Annotated in this window: 20 protein-coding genes; 10 read left to right on the top strand and 10 right to left on the bottom strand. The window is 45.0% G+C overall.

Annotation, left to right across the window (positions count from 1 at the left end; all coding sequences use genetic code 11):
- Nucleotides 1–30: 30 nt before the first annotated feature.
- The 7 genes from A9237_RS01825 to fabV all read left to right on the top strand — a co-directional run bounded on the left by A9237_RS01825 (nucleotide 31) and on the right by fabV (nucleotide 10,553).
- Nucleotides 31–702 (top strand): ABC transporter ATP-binding protein, encoded by a 672-nt coding sequence (locus A9237_RS01825; RefSeq protein ID WP_005428554.1) that lies wholly within the window; start codon nucleotides 31–33, stop codon nucleotides 700–702.
- Nucleotides 683–3,136 carry an ABC transporter permease gene (locus A9237_RS01820; RefSeq protein ID WP_009705823.1) on the top strand — a complete coding sequence of 818 codons (2,454 nt, stop codon included), beginning with the start codon at nucleotides 683–685 and terminating at the stop codon, nucleotides 3,134–3,136. The genes A9237_RS01825 and A9237_RS01820 overlap by 20 nt, the downstream gene beginning before the upstream one ends.
- Nucleotides 3,136–4,260, top strand: a complete 1,125-nt coding sequence (locus A9237_RS01815) for a lipocalin-like domain-containing protein (protein WP_078607408.1) — start codon at nucleotides 3,136–3,138, stop codon at nucleotides 4,258–4,260. Before A9237_RS01820 ends, A9237_RS01815 begins: the two co-directional genes overlap by 1 nt.
- A 329-nt stretch (nucleotides 4,261–4,589) precedes the next feature.
- A complete protein-coding gene (gene nhaA / locus A9237_RS01810) occupies nucleotides 4,590–5,762 on the top strand; it encodes a Na+/H+ antiporter NhaA (protein ID WP_009705825.1) in 1,173 nt (390 codons plus the stop codon).
- A 428-nt stretch (nucleotides 5,763–6,190) separates the two neighbouring features.
- Nucleotides 6,191–6,817 (top strand): TetR family transcriptional repressor PsrA, encoded by a 627-nt coding sequence (gene psrA, locus A9237_RS01805; protein WP_009705826.1) that lies wholly within the window; start codon nucleotides 6,191–6,193, stop codon nucleotides 6,815–6,817.
- Between the two features lie 69 nt (nucleotides 6,818–6,886).
- A complete protein-coding gene (locus A9237_RS01800; protein ID WP_005442252.1) occupies nucleotides 6,887–9,172 on the top strand; it encodes an acyl-CoA dehydrogenase in 2,286 nt (761 codons plus the stop codon).
- Between the two features lie 178 nt (nucleotides 9,173–9,350).
- Nucleotides 9,351–10,553 (top strand): enoyl-ACP reductase FabV, encoded by a 1,203-nt coding sequence (gene fabV, locus A9237_RS01795; RefSeq protein WP_009705827.1) that lies wholly within the window; start codon nucleotides 9,351–9,353, stop codon nucleotides 10,551–10,553.
- A 114-nt stretch (nucleotides 10,554–10,667) separates the two neighbouring features.
- On the opposite strand, the gene A9237_RS01790 is transcribed toward fabV, so the two are convergent.
- Together A9237_RS01790 and A9237_RS01785 are read right to left on the bottom strand one after the other, a co-directional pair.
- Nucleotides 10,668–12,350 carry an aspartate:alanine antiporter gene (locus A9237_RS01790; RefSeq protein WP_005442250.1) on the bottom strand — a complete coding sequence of 561 codons (1,683 nt, stop codon included), beginning with the start codon at nucleotides 12,348–12,350 and terminating at the stop codon, nucleotides 10,668–10,670.
- A gap of 181 nt (nucleotides 12,351–12,531) precedes the next feature.
- The gene (locus A9237_RS01785) at nucleotides 12,532–12,798 is read right to left on the bottom strand and encodes a GrxA family glutaredoxin (RefSeq protein WP_005428550.1); all 267 of its coding nucleotides are present in this window, start codon (nucleotides 12,796–12,798) and stop codon (nucleotides 12,532–12,534) included.
- A 359-nt stretch (nucleotides 12,799–13,157) separates the two neighbouring features.
- Here A9237_RS01785 and A9237_RS01780 point away from each other — a divergent pair, with 359 nt between their 5' ends.
- The gene (locus A9237_RS01780; protein WP_005442249.1) at nucleotides 13,158–14,402 is read left to right on the top strand and encodes an iron-containing alcohol dehydrogenase; all 1,245 of its coding nucleotides are present in this window, start codon (nucleotides 13,158–13,160) and stop codon (nucleotides 14,400–14,402) included.
- A 78-nt stretch (nucleotides 14,403–14,480) separates the two neighbouring features.
- Here the strand turns inward: A9237_RS01780 and A9237_RS01775 are convergent, their stop codons facing one another.
- From A9237_RS01775 to A9237_RS01755, 5 genes are all read right to left on the bottom strand, one after another.
- Nucleotides 14,481–15,335, bottom strand: a complete 855-nt coding sequence (locus tag A9237_RS01775) for a MurR/RpiR family transcriptional regulator (protein ID WP_005442248.1) — start codon at nucleotides 15,333–15,335, stop codon at nucleotides 14,481–14,483.
- Nucleotides 15,336–15,647: 312 nt separating this feature from the next.
- Complete coding sequence (gene panP / locus A9237_RS01770; protein ID WP_009705831.1) at nucleotides 15,648–17,294, bottom strand: pyridoxal-dependent aspartate 1-decarboxylase PanP; 1,647 nt, start codon at nucleotides 17,292–17,294, stop codon at nucleotides 15,648–15,650.
- A gap of 121 nt (nucleotides 17,295–17,415) precedes the next feature.
- Nucleotides 17,416–17,928: a hypothetical protein gene (locus A9237_RS01765; protein WP_078607405.1), complete on the bottom strand. Its 513-nt coding sequence runs from the start codon at nucleotides 17,926–17,928 to the stop codon at nucleotides 17,416–17,418.
- A 208-nt stretch (nucleotides 17,929–18,136) separates the two neighbouring features.
- Nucleotides 18,137–19,042, bottom strand: a complete 906-nt coding sequence (locus tag A9237_RS01760; protein WP_078607402.1) for a LysO family transporter — start codon at nucleotides 19,040–19,042, stop codon at nucleotides 18,137–18,139.
- A 103-nt stretch (nucleotides 19,043–19,145) separates the two neighbouring features.
- Entirely contained in the window at nucleotides 19,146–20,066 is a 921-nt protein-coding gene (locus A9237_RS01755) for an HDOD domain-containing protein (protein ID WP_009705833.1), read from the bottom strand.
- Nucleotides 20,067–20,436: 370 nt separating this feature from the next.
- On the opposite strand from A9237_RS01755, the gene A9237_RS01750 reads away from it, so the two are divergent.
- Complete coding sequence (locus A9237_RS01750; RefSeq protein WP_009705834.1) at nucleotides 20,437–21,024, top strand: TfoX/Sxy family DNA transformation protein; 588 nt, start codon at nucleotides 20,437–20,439, stop codon at nucleotides 21,022–21,024.
- Between the two features lie 211 nt (nucleotides 21,025–21,235).
- Here A9237_RS01750 and A9237_RS01745 read toward each other — a convergent pair whose 3' ends face one another.
- The 3 genes from A9237_RS01745 to A9237_RS01735 all read right to left on the bottom strand — a co-directional run bounded on the left by A9237_RS01745 (nucleotide 21,236) and on the right by A9237_RS01735 (nucleotide 24,425).
- Entirely contained in the window at nucleotides 21,236–21,784 is a 549-nt protein-coding gene (locus A9237_RS01745; protein ID WP_005442235.1) for a hypothetical protein, read from the bottom strand.
- 206 nt (nucleotides 21,785–21,990) lie between these two features.
- A complete protein-coding gene (locus A9237_RS01740) occupies nucleotides 21,991–22,488 on the bottom strand; it encodes a response regulator (protein ID WP_038894816.1) in 498 nt (165 codons plus the stop codon).
- Complete coding sequence (locus A9237_RS01735; RefSeq protein ID WP_078607400.1) at nucleotides 22,485–24,425, bottom strand: ATP-binding protein; 1,941 nt, start codon at nucleotides 24,423–24,425, stop codon at nucleotides 22,485–22,487. The genes A9237_RS01740 and A9237_RS01735 overlap by 4 nt, the downstream gene beginning before the upstream one ends.
- 185 nt (nucleotides 24,426–24,610) lie before the next feature.
- On the opposite strand from A9237_RS01735, the gene A9237_RS01730 reads away from it, so the two are divergent.
- Entirely contained in the window at nucleotides 24,611–25,873 is a 1,263-nt protein-coding gene (locus A9237_RS01730) for a DUF945 family protein (protein WP_020194890.1), read from the top strand.
- Nucleotides 25,874–25,962 lie beyond the last annotated feature (89 nt).

Below are 25,962 nucleotides of genomic sequence, written 5' to 3'. Positions count from 1 at the left end.
TTTTTAAACACCATTTGAGCGGCATAATCAATGTTAAAACTGTCAGACCTATGTAAAGGCTATGTAGACGGGGGAGAGTTTCATCCCGTACTACAAGGGGCAGAATTAACATTACAACAAGGTGAACAAGTCGCATTAATGGGTGAAAGTGGATCGGGGAAAAGTACGCTCCTTAACCTTATCGCAGGTCTTGATACTGCCGATTCGGGCGAGATCCAATACCCAAGCTTTGCAATGCATAGCGCACCTGAACACCTTAGAACACTCTACCGCCGCAACAACATTGGTAATATCTTCCAGCAGTTCAACCTACTTCCCACCTTGAATATCGCTGACAACATCCGTTTCTGCCGCCAATTAAAAGGCTTACCAGAAGACAAAGGCTTGTGGCGTCAAATTCTTTCTGCTCTCGATCTTATGCCGCTTTTAGGTCGTTACCCTGAAGAAGTGTCTGGTGGTCAGCAACAACGTGCAGCTATTGCTCGAGCTTTGTATATGGAGCCGAAAATCCTGCTTGCCGATGAGCCGACAGGTAGCTTGGATGAGCGCAATGCTGAAGCGGTAATGCGCCTGCTAACCAGCCTTGCGCGTCAATTAGAGTGTACGCTGCTGTTGGTTACGCACAGTGAGAAAGTCGCAGAGCACATGGAAGGTAGAATTCGTCTTCAAGGAGGACAGCTGCATGTTATGGCCCGTAGTTAAGGCACTACTCGGTCATTACCGTCGCTATCCACTTCAAATTATTCTTGTTTGGCTTGGTTTAACCTTAGGTGTATCACTCCTTGTTGGTGTGACATCGATTAACCAACACGCTAAACAGAGCTACGAAACCGGTGAGAAACTCTTTTCAAACCCTTTGCCTTACCGTATTCGTACCAAGCATTCAGCTAATAAAATCCCGCAGGGCTTTTACATTCAACTTCGACGTGCTGGTTTTAATCAGTGCGCGCCATTCGATGTTCTTCATCTCGATACCAAAGCCGACTTGAGCCTTATGTTGGTTGGGGTAGATCCTGTTGCGTTACTGCCTTTGCAGCAAGGAAAGTCGCTAAAAGACCTTCCTATGCTGACTTTGATGACGCCGCCTTACCCAATTTTAGTGAGCCAAGACTTAGCGTCTCACATGTCATGGAATGATGGCGATTTTATCACTCTCAATGATGGCAGCAGATTAGGGCCGTTGAAAGTCGACAGCGACAACTTACTTTCAGGCACGCGCTTAGTGACGGACATTTCGCTTCTTCGAATGTTAAAGCGCAGCTCTGGCTTGTCCGCGATTGCTTGTGGCGAAATGCCAGAAGAGAAGGTAGTAGCGCTGAAAAATATGCTGCCAAATGGCATGACGCTGGTACGTAATAGCCGCTCAGAATTGGAATCTTTGACGAAAGCATTCCACATGAACCTGACAGCAATGGGCATGCTATCGTTCCTAGTTGGCTTGTTCATCTTCTACCAAGCGATGTCTTTGTCTTTCATTCAACGTCAACGTTTGGTGGGGATTCTTCGTCAAACTGGTGTGAATGGTATGCAGTTGGCACAAGCTTTGATGTTGGAGCTGACCATACTTGTTCTTGTCGCTTGGGCATGTGGTAACTTCTTCGGTTTGATTCTCGCAAACGAGCTTATTCCTGCCGTTTCATCAAGCTTGAGTGATTTATACGATGCCAACGTAGGACTGACGATTGGTTGGTCTTGGGAGTCCAGTCTATACAGTTTGGCTATGTCGGCCTTAGGTGCCTTGATTTCCTGTCTGTGGCCGTTGATCCGCTTATTAAAATCACAACCTATTCGCTTATCTTCTCGCTTGTCCCTCATGCGTTTTGCTGGGCGTGAGTTCTCTTGGCAAGCTTTCGCAGCTTGTGGGTTCTGTGTGGCTGCCGTTGCGGTTTATCAGGCACCAAAAACGCAAGAGTCAGGTTTTGCGATTATCGCACTAATGTTGATCAGCGTGGCGTTGTTTATGCCGTTCTTGATGTGGCACATGTTCCAAAGCTTCTCTTATTCATTACGATGGGTTCGTGTGCGTTGGTTCTTTGCTGACGCGGCGGCAAGTATGAGTTACCGAGGCGTAGCGACCATGGCGTTTATGCTTGCACTGGCTGCAAACATTGGTGTTGAAACCATGGTGGGTAGCTTCCGAGATACAACAGACAAATGGTTGAGCCAACGCTTAGCGGCCGATCTCTATATTTATCCAACCAACAATTCTGCTGCACGTATGAGTTCTTGGTTAAAAGAGCAGCCAGAGGTTGATTCGGTTTGGTGGCGTTGGGAAAAAGACGTCCCGACTGAACGTGGTGCCTTGCAGGTTGTGAGTACAGGCTCTTCCGAGGGCGAGTTGGACTCTCTAACCGTGAAACTTGGTGTGCCTAACTATTGGTATCATTTACATCACTCTAAGAGTTTGATGGTAAGTGAATCCATGGCTTTGAAGCTCGACATTCGCCCTGGTGATTACATAGACCTGCAACCTCCGTTAGGGGGAGGGTGGCAAGTCGTTGGTGTCTACTACGACTATGGTAACCCATACAATCAAGTCATGATGTCGCATCGAAATTGGCTGTATGCGTTCGCAGGCTCTGGCAACGTTGGGCTTGGCGTCTTGCTCGAAGACAACGTGAATGGCGAAGGCCTAAAGCGTCGACTAGAAAACGTATTCCGTCTGTCGCAAGATCGAGTGTTTGACAATAACAATATCTATAACCAAGCCATGCGCGTGTTTGACCATACCTTTGCAATCGCGGGTACGTTGGGCAACATTACGTTGATTATTGCTGTGTTTGGTTTGTTCTTTGCGACGCTAGCGGGTGAGCTTTCTCGTCAACGACATTTCTCTTTGTTACGGTGTATGGGCGTTTCAGGTAAAGAACTCGTCTTATTAGGTGGTTTACAGTTGTTCGCCTTCGGTATGATTTCTGCGATTATCGCGGTTCCACTGGGCTTAGCGTTGGCGCACTTGATTGTCGATATCATCATTAAGCAGTCCTTCGGCTGGTCGTTAGAGCTTCAAACCATTCCTTGGGAATACGTTCAGACGATTGCTTGGGCGATGTTGGCTATCATGATCGCAGGGGCACTGCCTGTGATAAGAATGATCAAGAGTACGCCGATGAAATCGTTAAGGGATGCGCTGTAATGAAAAAGATGACTCCAAAAAAGACGTTTTCTATTTCTGCGCTGGTGTTTATTGTGTTCATCGCATTAGCGGGTGTGACTTTGTATGTTACGCATTGGGCAGAAGCGACGGCAACAGAACAAAGTGAAATCAGCGATGTTCTAAAACGCGAGAGCAAAACCATCTTTGAGCCGGTGCTACCCGATCAACATGTTTCACTGCCGCAGGATTTTCGTTTCCACCCTGACTATCAACATGAATGGTGGAACTACTTTGCCAAAGTTCAAGACAAGAACGGCAAAGTATATAACGTTCAATGGAGCTACTTCCGAGTTGCTACGGACGAACGCGATACTCGTGGTTGGCAGAACCCACAATTGTTTATCTCCCATATCGTTGTGAGCTCTGGCTCTCATGTGTGGAAAGAGCAGAGAGTTGCACGAGGCGGCATTGGACAGGCTGGTATGACGAATCGACCGTTCCGCTTGTGGATTGATAACTGGAACTGGCGAGCACTAGGCTCTACTCCATTTCCGGGTAACCTAGACGTATCGACCGACACGTTTGCGCTTGATTTGAACACCACAACCAATGGCCCATTTGTAGTAAATGGTGATCAGGGCTTCCAAGTTAAACACGCACTTCAATCTATTGCTTCTTTCAGCTTCAGTGCGCCGTTCCTTAATGTAAAAGGTACACTGACCTTAAATGGTCGTGAAATCCCAGTCTCTGGCTCTGGATGGACGCAGAAAGAGTGGGGAAGCGGTCTCATTGGGGAAGGGCAGCAAGGTTGGGATTGGTTTGTATTTAATCTTGATGATGGCCGCGCATTGACAGTAAGCCGCTATCGACACAATGGGCAGGTGCCTCACCTATTTGGCACACTATCAACACGTTCTGGCAAGGTGATTAACCTTACTGAAAAAGATTTAACCATGACGCCACTACAGGTGACCAACTTGTCTAATGGACGACGTTTACCGCTGCAGTGGATCATTAATGTCCCCGAGCAGAAGATTAATTTGACGACGAGGATCATAAAATCGGACATGTGGCTGCCCTTTGTGATTCCATATTGGGAAGGCCCGATACTCGCATCGGGGTCCAATGAAGCCTGGGGATTTATGCAACTCACCGGTTACTAGGATACGAAAAAAGCCATCCAGAAGGGTGGCTTTTTTGTTAATGAAACACGCAGTTTTCGACGCAAAACCGCACGTTAATCACGAAAATTCATCAGATATTATACTAACTTAATAGTAGTCTATGTTAATAGATTGAGCTTATAAGGAGATAGGCAGGTCTTGTAAATAATTATGTTCTTGTTGAAAAATACGATGTTTCGTAAATGAAACATCGGAAAAATCGAAGTTTAAACTCTAAACAAGCGATTATTCTAAAATTTTCAGCAGCTATACACTCTCATCATTCTTTGTTAATCGTTTATTAAGATAATAAATATAAGGGCGAAATCATGAACGATGTCATTCGTGACTTTTTCAAAATGGAATCCGCTGGTGGTATTCTTCTTGTAATTGCTGCGGCAATTGCGATGACCATTGCTAACACCCCACTTGGCGAAACTTATCAAGCTATGCTGCATACTTATGTATTTGGTATGTCAGTTTCTCACTGGATTAACGATGGCCTGATGGCTGTGTTCTTCCTACTAATCGGTCTTGAAGTAAAGCGTGAGCTACTTGAAGGCGCACTAAAATCGAAAGAAACCGCAATCTTCCCTGCTATTGCAGCGGTAGGCGGTATGTTGGCTCCGGCACTTGTTTATGTTGCATTCAACGCCGGTGACCCAGAGGCGATTTCTGGTTGGGCAATCCCAGCTGCAACAGACATTGCTTTTGCTCTAGGTATCATGGCGCTTCTTGGTAAGCGTGTGCCAATTAGCCTGAAGGTTTTCCTACTGGCATTGGCTATTATCGATGACCTTGGTGTTGTTGTTATCATCGCGCTTTTCTACACAGGCGATCTATCGACAATGGCATTAGTGGTTGGCTTTATCATGACGGGCGTGCTCTTTATGCTGAACGCGAAAAACGTCACCAAGTTAACGCCGTATATGATAGTTGGTGCGATCCTTTGGTTTGCCGTACTGAAATCTGGTGTACACGCAACACTAGCAGGTGTAGTAATCGGTTTTGCTATCCCACTTAAAGGTAAGAAGGGCGAGCACTCTCCACTGAAACACATGGAGCACGCACTGCACCCATACGTAGCATTCGGTATCTTGCCTCTGTTTGCCTTCGCAAACGCTGGTATCTCACTAGAAGGCGTATCGATGTCCGGTCTGACTTCTATGCTACCTCTAGGTATTGCGCTGGGTCTGTTGGTTGGTAAGCCACTTGGTATCTTCACATTCAGCTGGGCTGCGGTGAAAATGGGTATTGCTAAGTTGCCAGAGGGCGTGAACTTTATGCACATCTTCGCTGTATCGGTCCTGTGTGGTATCGGCTTCACGATGTCGATCTTCATCTCATCACTGGCATTCGGTAACGTAAGTCCTGAGTTCGATACTTATGCTCGACTAGGTATCTTGATGGGCTCAACAACAGCAGCAGTGCTAGGTTATGCGCTATTGCACTTCTCTCTACCTAAGAAAGCGGCAGAAGAAGTAGCGGTAGAAAAAGCGTAAGAAAAGACGATTACACTTTAAAAGCCTCCCAAATCGGGAGGCTTTTTTGTATCCAGAAGAAAGTCATTTGACAAAACCTCAAACGACAGACGAAAAAAAGCCCAGACGAAAAAGTGTCTGGGCGGATACAAACATAGGAGTTAATAAGAAAAAGCAGCAATGTAGCAACTAGATAGAAACAAGTTTGACGGCCAGTAAAACTTTAAATGCCCTAGTTGTTACAGTAATTCAGACCGGAACAATTCCAAACAGTTCCATTTTTTTTAGAAGTTTTTTTCATAAAACAAGAACCGCTTTAAATTCATCTCGTTAACTGCACACTTTCTTAGTCTGGTCAGACCAATGAGTGAAAATGTGATGTTAATCATTTGTTAATCTCAAGTTTCGGGAGTATATTTTCAAACAGTTGTTTAATACGAGTGATTGAAATGGCCCCGAGAAGTACAACAAAAGAAAAAATACTCGATGTAGCAGAAGGACTATTTGCAGAATACGGCTTCAATGACACATCACTGAGAACCATTACTGGCAAGGCGAACGTGAACCTAGCTTCGGTCAACTACCACTTTGGCGACAAGAAAACGCTTGTAAGGGCAGTACTAGACAGATACTTAGAGGCGCTAATGCCGAGCATCAAAACGTCTTTGATCGAGTTAAACACACGCGACGATTACAACATGGATGAAGTGTTTGAATCGCTACGTTTACCTTTGCGTGCACTGAATGACGTGAGACCGAACGGCACAGCATTGTTTATGTTGCTGATTGGTCGAGGATACACCGATGTACAAGGCCATTTACGCTGGTTTATCAGTACAAGATATGAAGAAGTGTTGAACCTGTTTATGTTCTCCATCATGAAGGCAAACCCTGAAATGAGCGAAGAACAACTTTTCTGGAGATTGCATTTCACACTTGGCACTTGTGTTTTCACTATGGCATCGAGCCAAGCGTTAACCGAGATTGCAGAAAGTAAATTTGAAAAAGAGGTGGACGTGAAGTCCGTCGTTGACCTACTGATTCCTTACTTATCGGCCGGTATGTCCGCTAAGTAAAAAACATTAAATCAATAAAAAAGATAAGTGAAAGCCGCGAGCGGTGACGTGAACAAAAGGATCTGAACTATGAGCTCTCTACGAAGAAAATGGATTAGTGACCCAGCATTCAAAATGTTTAAGAAAGTATTGCCTCCATTGTCGAGCACTGAAAAAGAAGCAATGGAAGCGGGTAGCGTTTGGTGGGATGCAGAGTTGTTCTCTGGCAAGCCTAACTTTACAACGTTACATCATTATCCGAAGCCTGCATTGTCTTCTGAAGAGCAAGCTTTCATGGATAATGAACTTGAAACACTGCTTGAAATGCTTAATGACCAACAAATTGTGAAAGATGATCGAGATCTTCCGCCAGAGGTTTGGGATTTCTTACGCAAAGAGCGTTTCTTTTCACTGATCATTTCAAAAGAGTATGGTGGACGTGAGTTCTCTGCTCTGGCTAACTCAACCATCGTATCTCGCATTGCAACGCGAAGCATCAGTGCGGCTGTGTCTGTGATGGTACCCAACTCTCTTGGCCCAGGTGAGCTGCTTTCTCACTACGGTACTCAAGAACAGAAAGATTACTGGCTGCCACGTCTAGCGGATGGTACTGATATCCCTTGTTTCGCATTGACTGGCCCTGAAGCTGGCTCAGATGCGGGCGGCATTCCTGACCAAGGCGTGGTGTGTTACGGCATGCACGAGGGTGAAGAAGTCCTTGGTATCCGTGTTAGTTGGAACAAGCGTTACATCACTCTAGCTCCCGTAGCAACCGTACTTGGCTTGGCGTTCAAGCTTCAAGACCCTGATGGTCTGCTTGGCGACAAGAAAGATGTGGGTATCACCTGTGCATTGATTCCTGCCGATCATGAAGGCGTGGAGATTGGTGAGCGTCACGACCCGCTAGGTTCTGCGTTTATGAACGGTCCTACTCGCGGTAACGACGTGTTCATTCCTATGGAATGGCTGATTGGTGGTTCAGAATACGCAGGTAAAGGCTGGCGTATGCTGGTTGAGTGTCTATCGGCCGGTCGCGGTATTTCCCTTCCTGCATTAGGTACCGCGATTGGTCACCTTACTACGCGCACTACAGGCGCTTATGCATACGTTCGTAAGCAGTTTGGTATGTCGATTGGTAAGTTTGAAGGTGTGGCAGAAGCAATGGGCCGTATTGGCGGTTTAACTTACCTGCTTGAGGCAACACGTACGCTGACGACGACTTCTCTGGATATGAAAGAGAAACCGGGTATCGTGACCGCAATTGCCAAATACCACATGACAGAAATGGCTCGTACTATCCTGAACGATTCTTTCGATATTCACGCGGGTCGAGCGATTCAAGATGGCCCTATGAACTACCTAGCGAAACACTATCTAGGTATTCCAGTCGCGATTACGGTTGAAGGGGCAAACATCCTAACTCGTAACCTAATGATCTTCGGTCAAGGTGCGACACGTTGTCATCCATACGTGTTGAAAGAGATGGAAGCTGCTGCGAACCCAGATTCGAAAGAAGGCGCAAAAGAGTTTGATGATCTACTGTTCAAACACATCAAACACGCAATGGGTAATACCTTTGGCGCGTTGGGTGCGGCACTGACCGGTTCTCGCTTCGTGAAAGCGCACATGAGTGGCCCTACACAGCAATACTACAAAGACATCACTCGCCTAAGTCGCGCACTGGCAGTGAGTGCAGACTTTGCAATGCTAACGTTGGGCGGTGACCTGAAACGTAAAGAGATGATCTCTGCACGTCTTGGTGATGGTTTGAGCTATCTATACATGGCGTCAGCGGCGCTTAAGAAATACGAAGATGAAGGCCGCCAACAAGGTGATTTGAACTTTGTACACTATGCCGTTCAGCATTGTTTGTACAACGCTTCGAAGTCGCTAAATGAAGCGTACTCAAACTTCCCTGTGAAATACGTGGGTGGCGTTCTAAAAGGCTTGTTGTTCCCATTAGGTAATCACTTCAAAGCACCAAGTGACGAGCTGTGTGTGAGCCTAGCAGAAGCAATGATGACGCCAGGAGCACAACGTGACCGCATGACGAGCTTGTGTTACATAGGTAAAGCAGAGGACGACAGTGTTGGTCTGATGGAGCGAGCGTTCTTAGCGATGTACGATGTGAAACCTCTAGAGCGTAAACTGATGAAAGCGGCGAAAGATGGCAAAGTAGCTCGTAAAGGCCTACTGCATGACCGTCTACAGCAAGCGTTTGAAGCAGAGGTACTGACAGAGCAAGAAATCGATCAAATCATGGCGGCAGATAAGTTGCGCTACAAAGCGATTCAAGTCGACCACTTTAGCCACGATTTCTCAGAAGTTCGTACCAATGTGACAACCAAGAAATCGCATTTGAACTCAGCAGCATGAAGCGCGTGAGTACAAAATGAGAGAAGCACCTCAATTGAGGTGCTTTTTTATGTTTAAGGCTTTTACTTTTCGGCTGAGTGCTCCAACCACTTGCATTTTCGCAGCATTTTTACAGAAATTAGGTGCGAAGTAGGGCTGAACCTTTTATCCTAGCAACGTTTTTTAAAGGAAGTTGAATATGATCATCAAACCTAGAATTCGTGGATTTATCTGTACTACTACGCACCCAGTGGGTTGTGAAGCTAACGTAAAAGAACAAATTGCTTACACTAAAGCACAAGGCCCAATTAAAAACGCACCAAAACGCGTTCTTGTTGTGGGTGCATCAAGTGGCTACGGCCTATCTTCTCGTATCGCTGCGGCATTTGGTGGCGGCGCTTCAACTATCGGTGTTTTCTTCGAAAAAGAAGGCACAGAGAAGAAGCCAGGTACAGCAGGTTTTTACAACTCTGTTGCATTTGAAAAGCTAGCTCGTGAAGAGGGTCTATACGCGAAAAGCCTAAACGGTGACGCGTTCTCAAATGAAGCAAAACAGAAAACAATCGATCTGATCAAAGAAGACCTTGGTCAGGTAGATATGGTGGTTTACTCACTGGCTTCTCCAGTTCGTAAAATGCCAGAAACGGGCGAACTGATCCGTTCAGCACTTAAGCCTATCGGTGAAACTTACACGTCGACGGCGGTTGATACCAACAAAGACGTCATCATCGAAGCAAGCGTAGAGCCTGCAACTGAGCAAGAAATCCAAGACACAGTAACCGTAATGGGCGGTGAAGACTGGGAACTATGGATTAACGCACTATCAGAAGCTGGCGTTCTAGCAGATGGTTGTAAAACAGTGGCATACAGCTACATCGGTACTGAGCTAACTTGGCCGATCTACTGGGATGGTGCTCTAGGTAAAGCGAAAATGGACCTAGACCGCGCAGCTGCAGCACTTAACGAGAAACTGTCTACAACTGGTGGTAGCGCAAACGTAGCGGTACTTAAGTCTGTTGTGACTCAAGCAAGTTCTGCAATTCCTGTAATGCCTCTATACATCGCTATGGTATTCAAGAAAATGCGTGAAGAAGGCGTACACGAAGGTTGTATGGAGCAGATCTTCCGTATGTTCAGCCAACGTCTATACAAAGAAGACGGCAGCGCAGCAGAAGTAGATGAAGTGAACCGTCTACGTCTGGATGACTGGGAACTACGTGAAGATATCCAACAACACTGCCGTGACCTATGGCCACAAATCACTTCTGAAAACCTAAAAGAACTGACTGACTACGTTGAGTACAAAGAAGAGTTCTTGAAGCTATTTGGCTTCGGTGTTGACGGTGTGGATTACGAAGCAGACGTGAACCCAGCAGTAGAAACAGATTTTACTCAAATCTAATCGTTTCTAACGGAATTAAAAAAGGCGCTCAATGAGCGCCTTTTTTGTGTCTTGAATCTCTGTGTTAAATAAGGAGCGCTGCATAAGCTGTTCTGCAACGCCCGCTTAAAGTGATTAACTCAGAATAATCAGAATAGTACCAGCTAGGGTCATCAAGATATTGGCAATCGCGTACGTACCTGCGTAGCCAAGTGCTGGAATCGTCGACTTCGCGTATTCGTTCACTACGTCCATTGCTGGTGCACATGTACGAGCACCGATGATGGCACCAAAGAGTAGGGCACGGTTCATCTTAAGCACGTAAGCGCCAACTAGGTACGCAAGAACGACAGGCACAACGCTGACGATAAACGCCAAACCGATGATCTGCGGGCCCACTTGAGTTAAGTGTTCGAACATCTTGCCACCAGCGCTTAAGCCGATGCCGACCATAAAGAACATCAAACCTAAGTCTTTGACCATGTTCAATGCCCCTTGCGGTACATAACCGAAAGTAGGGTGGTTCGCTCGTAGGAAGCCCAACGTGATGCCTGAAAGCAATAGGCCAACGGCGTTGCCTAAGCTGAATGACACCTGACCAAACGTCATGGTCACCAAACCAAACATAATGCCTAGAATAAAGAAGCTACAGAACGCAAGTAAGTCTGCCATTTGGCTGTGGATCGAGATGAAACCGATTTTTTCAGCAAGACCATGAACACGGCTTTTCTCACCACTTACTTGGAGCACGTCACCTTTGGCCAAAACGATGTCTAAATCCATAGGCATCTCAATTTGAGCACGCACTACGCGGTTCAAGAAACAGCCGAATTCAGATAGGTTCAAATCAGACAAGCGCTTACCTGCAATCGCATCACTTTTAACCACGATCTCTTCTTCGACAATTCGAAGGTCAAGTAGGTTGCGATCGAATACTTCTTTACCGTTCCGGAAACTTGGGTCGAGACGTGCGTGGCTGTCTGGGAAGCCTACTAGTGCGATTTCGTCACCTTCTTGCAGGATTGCGTCACCGTCTGGATGGGCCAAAATCCCGTTACGACGAATACGTTCGATGTAACAACCTGTCTGGCGGTAAATACCCAATTCTCGAAGGTTCTTACCATCTGTCCAATCAATAAGCTCAGGACCAACGCGGTATGCACGGATGATCGGCAAGTAAACCTTACGTTGACTAGAGTTGCCTAGACCACGTTCTTGTGCAATTTGCTGAGCTGAATCCGATAGGTTCTGCTTTTGCAGTTTTGGCAGCAGTTTGGCGAACATAATCATACTGATCAAACCCACCAGATAAGCCATCGCATAACCCACCGATAGATTTTCTAATACCAAAGAAAAATCCATGTTACGTGGAATGGTTGCAAGGCCAGAGTTCAGCGCATCTTGTGCACCAACCAGAACAGGCGTCGCGGTAAGGGCACCTGCCATCATACCGGCAGACAAACCAAAATCGAGTCCCATATAATGGCTGCAGAAATAGGTAAGACCTACCGCAGAAACGAGTACGGTCATACTTAAAATAAAGTAATGCTTACCGTCTCGGAAAAATATGCCGAAGAAGTTTGGGCCGGCTTCGATACCCACACAATAGATAAACAGCATAAAGCCGATGGTCAGTGCTTCTGCATTAAAAGAAAAGCCAAGATGGCCCATTACGAGAGACGTAATGAGAACGCCAATGGAATTACCTAACTGCAGCTTTCCAAAGCGAATTTTACCAATGGCAAGACCAATTGCTAATACGACGAAGATTAGAAGAATGGGGTTTTGTTCAAGAAGGTGTACGACGTCTATGTTCACAGCGTGGCTCGGTAAGGTGTGTGCCAAATAAAAATTAAGAATTTCGAATTGTAACTAAATATAGCAAAAAGATAAGTGAAATTTTTTAGGTTTTACTATTACTTGACGTAGGGGAGTAACAATTTGAATACATAATAAAAAAGCCGCTAATAGCGGCTTTTTAAAAATTCAATTATTCGAATTACTCGTCGAATAGACCTAGGTGCTCTTTTGCGTAAGCTTCAAAGTCATCACAACCACCGATGTGTGTTTGGTCGATGAAGATTTGAGGAACAGTTTCTACTGGCTTACCAACTGTTTTCTCTAGGTCAGCTTTAGAAATACCTTCAGCGTGGATGTCTACGTAACGGTAGTTGAAGTCATCACGTTTTGCTTTAAGTGTCTCTGCGTGCTCTTTTGCGCGAACACAGAATGGGCAAGCTGGGCGACCAAAGATAACTACGAACATAATCTTATTTCTCCTAAAATCTATTCTTGTTGAAAGCACAACTAGACGTCATGTCGGTACATGCTTTCGTTTGTTGGGATAACTATGCCCGATCCAGATACGGAAATAAAGCAGCATTTACCTCTTGGCTCGATAGGTGAAATCTATCGTATAAAAACTAAACACGCACTAAGCTTAATGCCAAGAAAAGTCACTTTTGGGGATGATTCTTAACCGCAAAATCGCGGCGGTTAAGTATGTGAAGTGACGCATAAAAACACACTTTTTGAAGGGTTAATGGCGGCAAGGTGCACTCGGTCAACTTTTTTTTGCTGAAAGCATAGCACTCTAGTGTGAGTTGTTGTTTGGGGAGGAAGTGTATGTTTCAGTTTATGACTGCGACACGGATTATCTTCGGCGAGGGAGCGCTCCAATCTTCGCTGTCTGTAATCAATCAATTTGGCTATAGCGTTTTACTGGTCACTGGTAAAGACACGCAACGAGCCACACCTATCATTAATTATCTAAAAGCGCAGAACATGCGTTATCAACACGTCGCCATCAATGGCGAACCCAATATCACCATGGTGGAAGAAACTGCAGTGCTTGGGCGCAAGTTTCAACCAGACATGGTCATTGCGATTGGCGGGGGCAGTGTCATTGATATGGGCAAAGCACTTGCCGCGATCATTCCTAACCAAGGTGATGTCTATGATTACGTCGAAGTGGTTGGGCGAAACGTACCTTTAAAAACCAAACCGATTCATTTTATTGCGATTCCTACCACGGCAAGCACCGGCTCTGAGGTAACCAGAAACGCCGTACTTAAATCCGGGCAAGACCAAGTGAAGGTCAGTTTAAGAAGTCCGGAAATGCTTGCTGATGTAGCGATAGTCGATCCAACGTTAACCTATGGCACTGACCAATATACCTCTGGTCGCGGAGCAATGGATGCCTTCACGCATTTGATGGAAGCATACGTATGTGGTGATCCAAACCCTCTCACCGATATGGTGTGTGAAGAGGGATTACGTCGATTAAGTCGTTCGGTCATTGCGGGCTGTAAACAGGATAATCATAAGGCCAGAGCAGACCTTTCTTTTGCGGCACTTTTAGGCGGGATGGCCATCACCAACGCTAAACTTGGTGCGGCGCACGGATTAGCCTCTGCACTAGGTGGCAAGCTCGATGCCCCACACAGTGTGATTACCGCGCGTTTGGCTCCTCATGTTATGCAAGAAAACATCAATGCCGCAAAAAGAGCAGGGCGGAGTGATGTGATAAGCCGTTACAAGCGATTGGCACAACTTGTCACGGAAAGAACCAATGCCAACGAACATGACGGCGTACTTTGGGTGAGAATGGTGCTGGATAAGCTTGAGCTACCTCAGCTTGGCAAATTTGGTGTGTGTCAGACGTCGTTCGAGCAAGTCGCTGATGATGCGCTAAAGTCAGTTGCCATCAAAGGTAATCCATTACCGCTTACGCAAGATCGTTTGGTGTACATTCTTCGCCAAGTTTGTGATTGCAGTGATGCCTGCATGGGCGAGAGTGAAGGTAGCCAACATGTCAGCTCAGTAGAGGTGTTGGAGTCACGTTCCGATCTTTCGGATGTGAATCAATAGAAATACGATCAACCAGATACGAAAAGGGGAGCTATTTAGCTCCCCTTTCTATTTTTTATTACTGACTAAGTCGATTCGTTAGTATTGACTTAGCTTGTCGTAGCGGCTGTCTTTCAGCGCGTCTTTTACTCGCTTCAAGTTCTCACGGAAACCAGTACCGCGGCGCAGCGTAAAGCCTGTCGCTAGCACATCGATGACCGTCATTTGCACCACACGACTTGCCATTGGCATGTATACGTCTGTGTCTTCTGGTACATCTAGCGTGATAGCCAGTGAACTCGCTTTCTCTAGCGGTGAGTCTTTTGCTGTGATGGCAATAACCGTCGCGCCGTTTTCACGAGCAAGGTTTGCAATCTCAACTTGGCTCTTAGTGCGACCTGTGTGAGAAATCAAAACGATAACGTCATTGTCACTACAGTTGATGCAGCTCATGCGTTGCATCACGATATCTTCGAAACAAGTAATTGGAATATTGAAGCGAATAAACTTGTTTTGAGCGTCACGTGCAACAGCAGAAGAAGCACCTAGACCGAAGAATGAGATGCGCTTAGCTTGAGTCAGAAGATCAACCGCACGGTTAACTTGCATCGAATCAAGACTGTTTTTCGCTACGTCTAAACACGCCATTGTCGATTCGAAAATCTTGTGCGTGTAAGCATCCGGACCATCGTCTTCTTCGACATTACGGTTTACGTAAGGCGTACCATTGGCAAGGCTTTGCGCAAGGTGAAGTTTAAAATCTGGGAAACCTTTAGTATCCAGACGACGACAGAAACGGTTAACAGTAGGCTCACTCACGTCAGCCATTTTAGCTAACGTTGCAATGCTTGAATGAATTGCAGTTTGTGGAGACGCCATAATTACTTCCGCAACTTTGCGCTCTGACTTACTGAAATTCTCCAGATTTTTTTGAATTTTTTCTAATGTATTCATAGTGTTCACGAGGGTATAGAGAACAACTCGCTGGCTCTGTTAACGTATGGAAACCCAAGGGGCTTCTCGGTCTAGAGGGGCGTTAACGAAAACCACCAGCGCCATAAATTCAGTATAAACCCGATCCTTTATCTGGCTAAAACAAATACCGTTACTATTTCGTGAGAATTTGACAAGCCTCAAACAAAATGTTGTAAAAACTACAGAATTGAAGGCGGGATCGTTGGTTTGTTGCTCTAGTGGCACAATAATGATGTCTGAGTTACACCAAAAAGAAAGAAATTTTCACTTTGATGTAACTCACATTGGCGCCTAAGAATTGAGAATGTCGTCGACAGTTTCTTCAATCTTAGCCATCAAGCTCGGTGCTTGCTGAGCAATTTCTCTTTGCTCACTCAAAACCGCGCTCAAGATATCATTGGTGGTTAATGGGTTAGCAAGAACGACGCGGAATACAATGGTGTTCATGCGTTGCCATTGGTCTGGATTCAGTCGAGTACGAGAGACAAACGACTTACCAGTTTCACGCTGACGTTTCTGAATAAACTGAGTGAGTTGGTTGATTAGCTCATTAAGTTTTTCTTTCTGAACGCCTTGTGCTTTGTCTAATGCCGCGCGCATATTGGTTGGCAGATAGCGGTAAGTTAACAAACAAAGTTCAGGCTCAGACACCAATTCGAAGTCTTCTTGTTGGTTAATCAGATCAGCGAAGTAACGTGCTTTCTCAATACTTTGGTCGATCAGAAGCTCGTAACCTGGGCGACTGATAATGTGCATTGCTGCGTAAACCAACATTGCCATACCAGAGCGAGAACCCTCAAGCGTATGACTGCCTAAGTCTTTAGAACCTTTACGCAAGATGTACTGTGCATGATGCTCGATAGACTTCATCGCATCTGGATCTTTAAACAGAACCATGCCTGCGCCCATCGGAATGTAAAGCTGTTTGTGAGCATCGATCGTTACAGAGTCGGCAAGTTCAACGCCACCAAGTAGGTGACGATGATTGTTCGACATCAGAGTCGCGCCGCCCCAAGCTGCATCCACGTGGAAGTGGCAGTTGTGCTCAGCACATACTTCTGCAATTTGAGGTAGTGGGTCAACGCTGCCAGTCTCTGTTGTACCTGCAACACCAACCACAGCGATAGGCTTGATGTTTTGTGATTCGAGCTCGGCGATTTTTGCTTTTAGGTCGTCAACAATGATGCGGTTGTTGGCGTCTGTTTTGACGGCAACTAGGCCCTCTTGACCAAGGCCAAGAACGTCTGCAGCTTTCTTCAGTGAGTAGTGACCTCGTTCAGAAACCAAAATTGCTAACCCTTCGTAGCCATAATGTTTCATGGCTTTGAACAGACCTTCTTTTTCTACACCTTTGAATGCGCCATCAGCCTTCAGTGCTTTATTGCGAGCAACCCAAAGCGCAGTGATGTTAGCGATGGTGCCGCCGGAGCAAAATGCACCGAGAGAGTGTTTCGCGCTGTGCATCCATTTACGGTAGAACTTATCGTCCTGACCATAGATAAGGCGATGCAACATACCAAGAACTTGACGCTCAAGCGGTGTGAAAGCTTTTGATGTTTCGATTTTCACCAAGTTTTGGTTCAAGGCAATCATGATCTTCGACAGCGGCATTAAGAAATACGGCAGAGCAGAAGTCATGTGACCAATAAAGCTTGGTGCAGAGGTGTGAACCGAGTGAGATACCAAGGTATCTAGCAGGTGCTCGGTATGGTCTGACACGAACTCAGGTTGCTCAGGAATCTGAGCAGAAGAAAAGTCTTTCTCAATTTCACGTAAAGGCTTTTCTTCTGCCACGATGTGTTCACGAAGAAATTGATTCAAGTTCTGCGAAAGACTTTCATCAATTTTAGTCAACGTTGAATCTGGACCTTCAGGGATAGTGAAGATCTTTAACAAGCTCTCGAAGCTAACGTCAGCGGTTTTTTGTTCCTTAACCATAGCAAAGAATCTTTGTAGTTATTTTGGTAATGCGAGCGGCACAATCTAAACCAAAACGGGCGCAAAGTCCCGTTTTAATTATTGAAACCCATATTGCTGAAATGAAATTCTAGGGTGGGATTTATTCACATTTCTGCTTCTCAATCTTAGCAATTGATTGATTATACTTGTTAAGCGCAGGATCGATCTGTTTTGGGTGGCTCAATAAGTCAGCAAATGCAGAGCGTAGGTCGTAGTTCTTTGGATGGTTTGCAGATTGACGATCGCTGAAGGTTTTCTTCGCCGCTTCCCCTAAGGCATCACTGCGTGTCGCCAGTTGCTTCACATCATGTTGTTCTAGCTTCAACCATGCCTCAACCGGTTGCTCTGTTGCTACTCGGCTTGGATCGTTTTCTAGAAAGTAATGTACTGCTTCACGGTTGAGTTCGAAGTGGTGTTTACGGCCTTCTAAGAACCATTGGCTAACTTCGTTTAAGTCAGGGTATTGAGTCACAGTTAGGTCTACGAGGTCTTGATACCACTGTAGGGAAGCATCAATGTAGCCATCGTATTTAGTTGCAAGACATTGCTGATCAGCAGCAAAAGTAAAAGTTGAGCTTGTAGCGAGGAGCGCCGCAACGACAAAGCGTTTCATTATTATTCCTTTTGGTTGTATTCCCTTTGTAACCCCAATAGACATATGCCTTGCCTGTCACTGATTACCGATCCAAGAGTTAAAAATTAAAGGGCTCGATAACAAAGCGGTGAACCAGAAAATTCTCTTCGAATTGAGCATTTTGAGGTTACTTGGGTATTTGAATTTTTGCCGTATTGTAATGGATGTTAATGAATATTCCTGAGATCTAGCTAGCAAGAGACACAAAGAAAAGCATCATAACTGGCACTAATAAGCTCAAGATAAAGCCACTAACAATGGCAACAGGCACACATCGAACACCGCCCGTGGTTTGAATGACGGGCAGGGTAAAGTCCATCGCTGTCGCGCCAGCGTAGCCAATTGCTGTTGATGGATAACCGCGAATAAGCAGCGGAATGGCAATCAAAGCGACCAATTCTCGCATCAGCTCAATTAAGAAAGAAGCGCCGCCAAAGATAGGGCCAAAGGCGTCACCCATCAAAATGCCAGCCAGTGAGTACCAACCAAAACCGGAAGACATTGCCAAAGCTTGATAAAGAGGAAGATCCAAAATCATTGCAGCAATCACACCGCCAAGCATACACGTTGCAATGATCACTGTCGCAATCGCCATGCCTTGCTTGTTGAGTAGGATTTGTCTAAGCGTCAAACCACTATTGCGCAGCTGAATACCGATAAAGAAAAGCAAAAGGAATAAAATCCACTCGCTCGCTGTATCTACCCAAGACAAGCCAATAGGAAGAATCAAGCCAGCGATTAGGCCGCCACCAACAACGACGACAAGCTTGATTGACTCTAAGGCCATTGATGAAAGAGGGAGCTTCTTTTGATTCTGATCGGTTTGCAAAGGAAGCAGTTTATCGACCAAAGGTAAAGCGAGTAGGTTGCAGGCTCCCAAGCATACAAAGAAGGTGCCCGCGTATAGAAGGATTGTTTGTAGATTGCTACCTAAATTATCCAGCGCAGCCAAACTCAAGCCCATCAGGGAAAGAATGACGTAAATAAGGTATGACGTCGATTTATTGATCTTCTCCAATACTGACGCGCGAGAAACTGGAATTAAATAACCCACCACGAGTGGGGCGAAGATAAATAGCATCCCTGAGAACATAAAGCCCAATGATTCCTTTCTGGATAAAGAACAACAGAGCCACGAATCAACGTATCAGAATACTATCTGACGCTTATCGTGGCTTGGTTTGAAGCTGTTAAGATTAAAGACCGCTTGCGCTGAGTACTTCTTTAATTTCACTTTGGAAGTCAGTATCACTCATATTACTGAGATCGTACAAGACTTCTGCACCTGTTAAATTAAATTCTACTTCGTGATCTTCAATGCGTTCATCTTGATTGCGGAACATTAATAGATGGTTTGCGATACGAGCAATATCTAAATAGCTTACTTCAGGGCGAGCAGATTCGAACTTCTCATTCGAGGAGACTTCGCGGAAATCATTATCAAAGCCCCATTTTTCTAGCACTAATTTACTCGTAGCAGAACAGCGGGTTTGGAATATTTGTAGCGCGATATCGGCATCAAGGTAATTGCCGCGATCGAGATAGAGGTGGTACTCATTGATTAGGCAGAATAAGCCAATGTCGGCCAACAAGCCAACCAGTAGTGCCTTTTCTTGCTCCAGATGCCCATAGGTCGCCGGCTCATGCTTACGAAACTCTTGAACCACTAACACCATGGTTGCGCCAAGCTCACGTGAAACCGCCGCACTTTTCACCAAGATGCTATTACACTCTTTGGTCAGATTTACAGAGTGCTTCAACTGTTCAATAGCTTGTGCGGTGACGATATCCCTCACTCGCAGAATCCCAAGGCGTGAAACCGCCGTCGTTAGATCATTGCATGTAATGTTGCGACGATTAAAGATGACAGAGTTTGCCACGCGAACAACAACTGCAGCCAAACCTGGATCTTCCAGTAAGGCATTTGCTACATCTGCAATGGTCGTGTGTTCTTCAGTGCAAAGTTGTTGGATCTTGAGGACGACATCTGGGATGGGAGGAAGGGAAATTTTACCAGTAGAAATCGATTGTTCTACCAGCTGAGCGAACTCAGATTCGAGTGCCTTTATGAGCTTATCTTTATTATTAGGTAGCCAAAAAAATGATAAATGTTCCATTATGACGCTGTGCTTGAGAGCTTTCGTACAGTGTACCCTCACAGTATGTTAGTTATCAATTAAATACCTAATTCGCTCTCGCAATTGCCGTATTAATCACCATGATGCTTATTTTTTGGCACTTACTGCGTCAAAAAAACATCGGATGAAGATAAGTAACTGTGAAACTAATCACGTATGTTGAATTTGTAGTTTGGCATCTGTGACATAGATCCTAACTTATTTTTCAACGTTAAGTATGATTAAGACAGTTGGTGAGCGCAATTCACAAAAATATCGCCAACATAACGACAATTTTTAATCGCTATAAGCTGCTGTTCAATCTGGTGACATCGCTAATCGGGGTAATTTATTCCAATTAAAGAGGTCAATGGACATGACAGACCAAGCTTTTTTTAACTATGTAAGCAATTTTAGTGAGTACCAAAAACGTTCAATGTTTGGTGGTATTGGTTTATTCAGCAATGACGCAATGTTCGCGTTGGTAAGTAACGACTGTTGTTATTTACGCGGCGGAAATGGGTTGGATGATGAGTTTACTCAACTAAACTGCGAAAAGTATAAGCACGTCAAAAAACAAACGACGGCAACCGTAAACTATTACGACGTAACAGATCTGTTTGATTCAAGCTTTGATGGACTTGACGAACTGTTACAAAAATCAATTGAATGTTCTATTAAGGAACGCAAATACCAAAAGTCTTCCGCCAGTAGACGTTTGCGTGATCTGCCAAATATGCAGTTAACGTTAGAACGTATGGTAAAGAAAGCCGGTATTGATGATGTCGACACATTTTTAGAACTTGGACCGGTAGAAGTGTTCAACAAAGTCAGAGTTGCTTACGGCAGTGACGTTGACGTGAAACTTCTATGGAAGTTTGCTGGTGCGATCGATGGTATCCACTGGAAATTGATCCAAGAGCCACGCAAAAAGCAATTGCTAGCGATGTGCGAGTAAGGCGCTTTAGTTTCACGATGATTGACTCGTTTAGGATGAAGTTAGCGAGTCATAAAAGGTGAGTGTTGAAAGCGACAAAAGGAAGTTGATGCTTTTAGCCACTTCATTCGAGTTAGTCATTGCTACAAATCAGTTATCAGAAAAGAAAAACCGAGGCAGATGCCTCGGTTTTTTTATTTGTGCTTCTAGGGCTGTTCAATCAAGGGATTGATTAGAACTTGAAGCGAGTAGTGAACATCACTTGGTCACCGTAGAAGTCGTTAATGCGCGCTTCTGCACCTAGAGAGAATAGCTCTGTAGAGTGGAAACGAGCGTAAACAGAACCAATCCAATCGTCATCGTTATCGATAGATACGTAGCCTGCTTTACCACCCACTTCTAGTTGTGGGCCAAGCCATTGGCGTACACCAAGGTTCAGTTCCATACCAACGTCTGTGCTGCTTGAGTTTGATGGTTGTACAACACGCATTAGCATTGCACCCGTTAGGTCAGCCCAGTTGTTTAGTGGAGAGTGGAAACCAAAACCCGCTGCTGAATCGAAATCGCCATCGAATTCAGAATCGATGCGAGCAATCACGTGTGCATTTGGGTGGATTGATTTGCTGAAACCAGCACCGAATGTTACTGGACTTGCACCAATGCGAGCTTCCATGTAGTCGTAGCTAAAGTTGCTCATTGTTGCTGGAGCGTTGTAGTCGTTCGCAGCTAGAGCTTGGCTAGATGCCAGCAAAAGGGCAGCGGCTAATAGTGTTTTACGCATAACTAACGATAAACCTTGTCTTATAGTTCCATGGATCCAAGTAACCACTTGAACCGTAATCTGATTTGTTCGACATCATAATAAAAACCAAGGGCGACGACCAACAAAAAAGTGTCGATGTTTTGTCAAATGAGTCAATTGTGCCAAGTTAATAGCAAAAAACGCGCCATGTTGAGGTGACGTGGCGCGTTTTTGTGTTCAAAGAATTATTCGCCGAAGCTTGCTCGTCTATCTGCCATGGCGTTAAGAATCGCTTCTGCGTCTAAAATAGAAGTCCAGGATAGAAGGTTATCATCATTTTCTATCATAAAAGCAGTCAGTTGCGAGATAATTGCTTCTCTTAATTCTTCACCTTTCCAAGGTTTAGCAATGTAGTAATCAAGACTTGCGTGGTTAACTGCTTCTACCGTGTCTTCAAGCCCTGCTTGTCCGGTAAGGAGTACTTTTCGAGCGGATTTAGTGTCACCATTTTGACTGAGCTCGATTAAGAAGCTGATGCCTGTCTGTTCTGGCATGATGTGGTCACACAGAATTAAGGCGAGCTGAATACCATCTTCCGCCATTTCTTCAATCACTTGTTTGGCTTCCGTTACGGATTCCGCGCCTTCGACCACAAAGTTATCTTCAAATGGGATCAAATCCTGAAGGACACTATCCAAGACTTCTCTTTCATCATCCACACATAAAATCAGATATTTAGTCATGCTTCATCTCCTTCTTGAGTGATAGGTAACCAGACGGTCATGCAAGTGAAATGGTTGAGCTCAGATTCCACTTCTATCCAGCCTTTATGGCCCGCCATGATTTGTTGGCAGATAGAAAGTCCGATTCCTAAACCGAAATTACCTTCTTTCTTAGTTGTAAAGTTGAGTTCAAAAATGGCTTTTTGTTGTGATTCTGGAATGCCGCATCCGTTATCTTTGAATGAGATGACGGCATAAGTTTGACTGTCTTTCTCGACCAATCTCGACTGAATCACCAATTCCCCTTTGTCTGGGAAAGCATCAATCGCGTTGGAGATAAGATTGGTCCACACTTGTTGTAGCGCAATTGGCTGACAAAGGGTGTTTGGTAGCTCAGCATAATCGGTCGTGACCTTGTGCATTTTGAGTTTGTTTTCAAAGATCACCAACGTATCTTCTATGCCTTCATGCAGATCCGCATAATGCAAAATCTCATCATCAGAGCGGGCGTAGCCCTTCAAGCTTTTCACCATGTCAGCAATCCGAGCGGCGCATACATTTATTGAGCGCAGAGAGGCTCCAACTTGATGATACTGCTCTAGGGTTCCCAAGGTGTGCAAGGATTCGGTTTTTTGACGATTGAGCTGCGCTATCAAGGTTTGGTCAGATTCGATTCCGAGATTAACGACTTTCTTAGCGAGCGCTCTGTCGGGTAGGTCTGTGCTTAGTTGTTTCACTCGTTCCCGTAGCTCGGACGTAGAAGCGGGTTTGACGCGTTGGGCTTTGGTCAGTAAGGCAACGCCTTTTTCTTGAATGTCATGGCTAGGAAGCTCTTTAAGCAGATTCTCTAATGTCAGTGTCAGGTTTTCTACACCGCGCAAAATTGCCGCAATAGGGTTGTTCAGCTCATGAGCGACCCCAGCGACAAGCTGGCCAAGCATTGCCATCTTTTCACGCTCGATTAATTGCTGGTGGGCGGATTCTAATGACTCTAAGGTTTTTTGCAGTTGTAGCTTGGTATTAATGCTGCGCTGCAAACGTCGGTTGAAATGGCGTAACAACAAGTTGGTAAACAAAGGCAGTAAATTTGAATCGCTCTGCATTACCTTCCGAAAGACTTTTCTATCTAGCTTGATCACTTCAGTTTTGGTGAGTGTTAAGGCTGTCGAGAAGGAACTTTCTCCAGTAACAAACGACATGCCGCCAACAATGTTACCTTTCGAATGTCGAACCACTTCGCGCTGCATACCAAGCTCATCGCGTTTGTAGAGTGCTACTTCACCACTGGTAATAAACCACAAGAAACTGTTTGGTTCGCCTTCTACCGTGAGCAAGTGTTCTGGTGAGTAGGTACGGCAAGCTTTGGTATCGTCATTTTGTTCAAAGAAATGTTGCAGAGCACTGATGACTTGTTCTGCCAGTTCTCCGTCGGAAAGGGCGTGATAGTCGTTTAGGAAACCAGCTTGGTAGTTACTCATCTGATTTTCGATGTGCGCACGAAGCAACTTGTGCTGGTCGAGAATTTGACTGTAGCTGAGTAAGTCTTCTCTGTCGTAACGAAGAATAAATTGGGTGAGCTCTTTCTGTGCTGTATTGAAAAGAACCTTGTCAGGGAGTGGCTTAGTTAAGCAATGGTCGAGTCTACCTTCGTTAACGGCGGTTAAAATGGCTTCAATATCCGAAGAGCAGCTGATCAGTATTTTGCGCGCTTGTTCAGTATGAGGCTTGCGATCCAAGCCAATGAGGAAATCGACGCCGTTAAAATGTGCGTGATGACTGGCAATAACGAGTGCAACTTTTTGCTCTCTTTCTTCGAGATATTCGAGAGCGCTCTGTGCTTCTTCTATCGATTCCACAGAGAGAATATCAAACTTACTTGAGAAGGCTGACAACTCCAATCGAAACTGTTCGGCACTGATTGGATTGTTGTCGAGGCACAATACAGCGTAACGGTTCACAGCGGTTTGAGCTCCGGTTAAAACTTGGCACTAACAACATATCAATTAAATGTAAGAATGGGTGGGAGCTGGGTATTATTCTCGATTAATGAACTAAAATAACCATCAATAGTCTGATATATCTCAATGTTTTATCCGCTTTGGGTTTGGGTTAGACTGAGCACAAATACTCAATAAGTGACGTTATGGAAAATCTAAAAAAAATCGGTGCCATTGGTGGCGCTATTTCTCTTGCGCTATGTTGGCCGCTAGCGGTTGGTCAGATTGGTCAAACTATCATTGAAGATGGCATCGCCAACATGAACGATGAAATGGTCAAAGGTGAAATCGTGGAATATGACCGCGGTTACCTGTCTTCAGTCGTTCTGACGCGTTACACCGTTGTCGACCCAGAAATCAAAGCGCAGCTTGAGCGCGATGGTCTTCCGACAGCATTTGATGTAACCAGTGACGTGACTCATGGTTTAACAAGCCTAAGTGCTGACTCTAAATTGGTGGATGCTGACTTCTTGCCACTGACGATGCACAGCAAAACCCAGTTGAACGGCAACACCGATTTTACGTTGGATCTTGCTAGCTGGAATTACCAGAATGATGCTCAAGGTATGCACCTTTCTTCAAGCCCTGCTCAAGTGAAAGGTAATGTAACGGTACTGGGTGATTTGAACTACCAAGTGTCGATTCCTTCGGTACAAATTGATTTTGAAAATGGCGAAGAGATTCACCTAACAGAGCTAAAAGGTGAAGGCAAAGGTAAGCAAGCAAAAGGTTACTGGCTTGGTGAGCAGTCTTTCTCACTACAAAAGTTAGATATCGTGGATGCGCAACTTGCTCCTATGTTCCTGATTGAGAACGCAAGCTACAGCGGCAATACCTCTCTGAACGAAGCGGGCGATAAGCTGAGCACGAAACTGGTGCTGGATGCGAAGCAAATGCGTTTAACAGATGGCACAGACGTTGATAACTTTAAGTTGGATTTTGCTATTGGCGATGTAGACAGCAAATCCTTTGATGAAATCATGTCAATTTACCAAAGCTCGCCAATGCTGGATGAGCAAGAAGTTCAAAAACTATTGCCACACATTGATACGTTGTTTAGCAAAGGCTTCAACCTATCTGTGAATGAATTGTCTTTGGCATTTGGTGAAGGTAAGTTCCGTAATGAATGGCAATTGTCTGTGCCTCAAGGTACTGACCACATCACTCAAGACCCAATGAAGTTGATGACGGCGACAAATGGTTCTCTAAACACCTACTTCTCGGATGAACTCGTGGATCTTTACCCATTCATTCAAGAAAGTGTGGATGAGCTGATGGTGATGGAGCTTATCCAGAAAAAAGACAAAGGTTATGAACTAAAAGCGCAAATTTCTGATGGGAAATTGAAGTTCGAAAACGGACAAGAGTTTCCTTTAATCGCACTGCTTATGCCAGCCTTGATGCAATAGAGAAGTTTACAAAGTAAGTTTTTAGCTTTTTCAGTTTAAAAAGAGGTCGTAAGACCTCTTTTGTTGTTTTTATCCCTGCCAAAACGTGA

The organism is Vibrio owensii, assembly GCF_002021755.1.
GTDB classification, from domain to species: Bacteria; Pseudomonadota; Gammaproteobacteria; order Enterobacterales; family Vibrionaceae; genus Vibrio; species Vibrio owensii.
This window is presented reverse-complemented; position numbering and strand designations above follow the sequence as displayed.

Bases quoted from the DNA above. Each gene is read 5' to 3' on its own strand.
- A9237_RS01825 (WP_005428554.1), top strand. From the start codon at position 31: ATGTTAAAACTGTCAGACCTATGTAAAGGCTATGTAGACGGGGGAGAG.
- A9237_RS01820 (WP_009705823.1), top strand. From the start codon at position 683: ATGTTATGGCCCGTAGTTAAGGCACTACTCGGTCATTACCGTCGCTAT.
- A9237_RS01815 (WP_078607408.1), top strand. From the start codon at position 3,136: ATGAAAAAGATGACTCCAAAAAAGACGTTTTCTATTTCTGCGCTGGTG.
- nhaA (WP_009705825.1), top strand. From the start codon at position 4,590: ATGAACGATGTCATTCGTGACTTTTTCAAAATGGAATCCGCTGGTGGT.
- psrA (WP_009705826.1), top strand. From the start codon at position 6,191: ATGGCCCCGAGAAGTACAACAAAAGAAAAAATACTCGATGTAGCAGAA.
- A9237_RS01800 (WP_005442252.1), top strand. From the start codon at position 6,887: ATGAGCTCTCTACGAAGAAAATGGATTAGTGACCCAGCATTCAAAATG.
- fabV (WP_009705827.1), top strand. From the start codon at position 9,351: ATGATCATCAAACCTAGAATTCGTGGATTTATCTGTACTACTACGCAC.
- A9237_RS01785 (WP_005428550.1), bottom strand. From the start codon at position 12,798: ATGTTCGTAGTTATCTTTGGTCGCCCAGCTTGCCCATTCTGTGTTCGC.
- A9237_RS01780 (WP_005442249.1), top strand. From the start codon at position 13,158: ATGTTTCAGTTTATGACTGCGACACGGATTATCTTCGGCGAGGGAGCG.
- A9237_RS01775 (WP_005442248.1), bottom strand. From the start codon at position 15,335: ATGAATACATTAGAAAAAATTCAAAAAAATCTGGAGAATTTCAGTAAG.
- panP (WP_009705831.1), bottom strand. From the start codon at position 17,294: ATGGTTAAGGAACAAAAAACCGCTGACGTTAGCTTCGAGAGCTTGTTA.
- A9237_RS01765 (WP_078607405.1), bottom strand. From the start codon at position 17,928: ATGAAACGCTTTGTCGTTGCGGCGCTCCTCGCTACAAGCTCAACTTTT.
- A9237_RS01760 (WP_078607402.1), bottom strand. From the start codon at position 19,042: ATGTTCTCAGGGATGCTATTTATCTTCGCCCCACTCGTGGTGGGTTAT.
- A9237_RS01755 (WP_009705833.1), bottom strand. From the start codon at position 20,066: ATGGAACATTTATCATTTTTTTGGCTACCTAATAATAAAGATAAGCTC.
- A9237_RS01750 (WP_009705834.1), top strand. From the start codon at position 20,437: ATGGACATGACAGACCAAGCTTTTTTTAACTATGTAAGCAATTTTAGT.
- A9237_RS01745 (WP_005442235.1), bottom strand. From the start codon at position 21,784: ATGCGTAAAACACTATTAGCCGCTGCCCTTTTGCTGGCATCTAGCCAA.
- A9237_RS01740 (WP_038894816.1), bottom strand. From the start codon at position 22,488: ATGACTAAATATCTGATTTTATGTGTGGATGATGAAAGAGAAGTCTTG.
- A9237_RS01730 (WP_020194890.1), top strand. From the start codon at position 24,611: ATGGAAAATCTAAAAAAAATCGGTGCCATTGGTGGCGCTATTTCTCTT.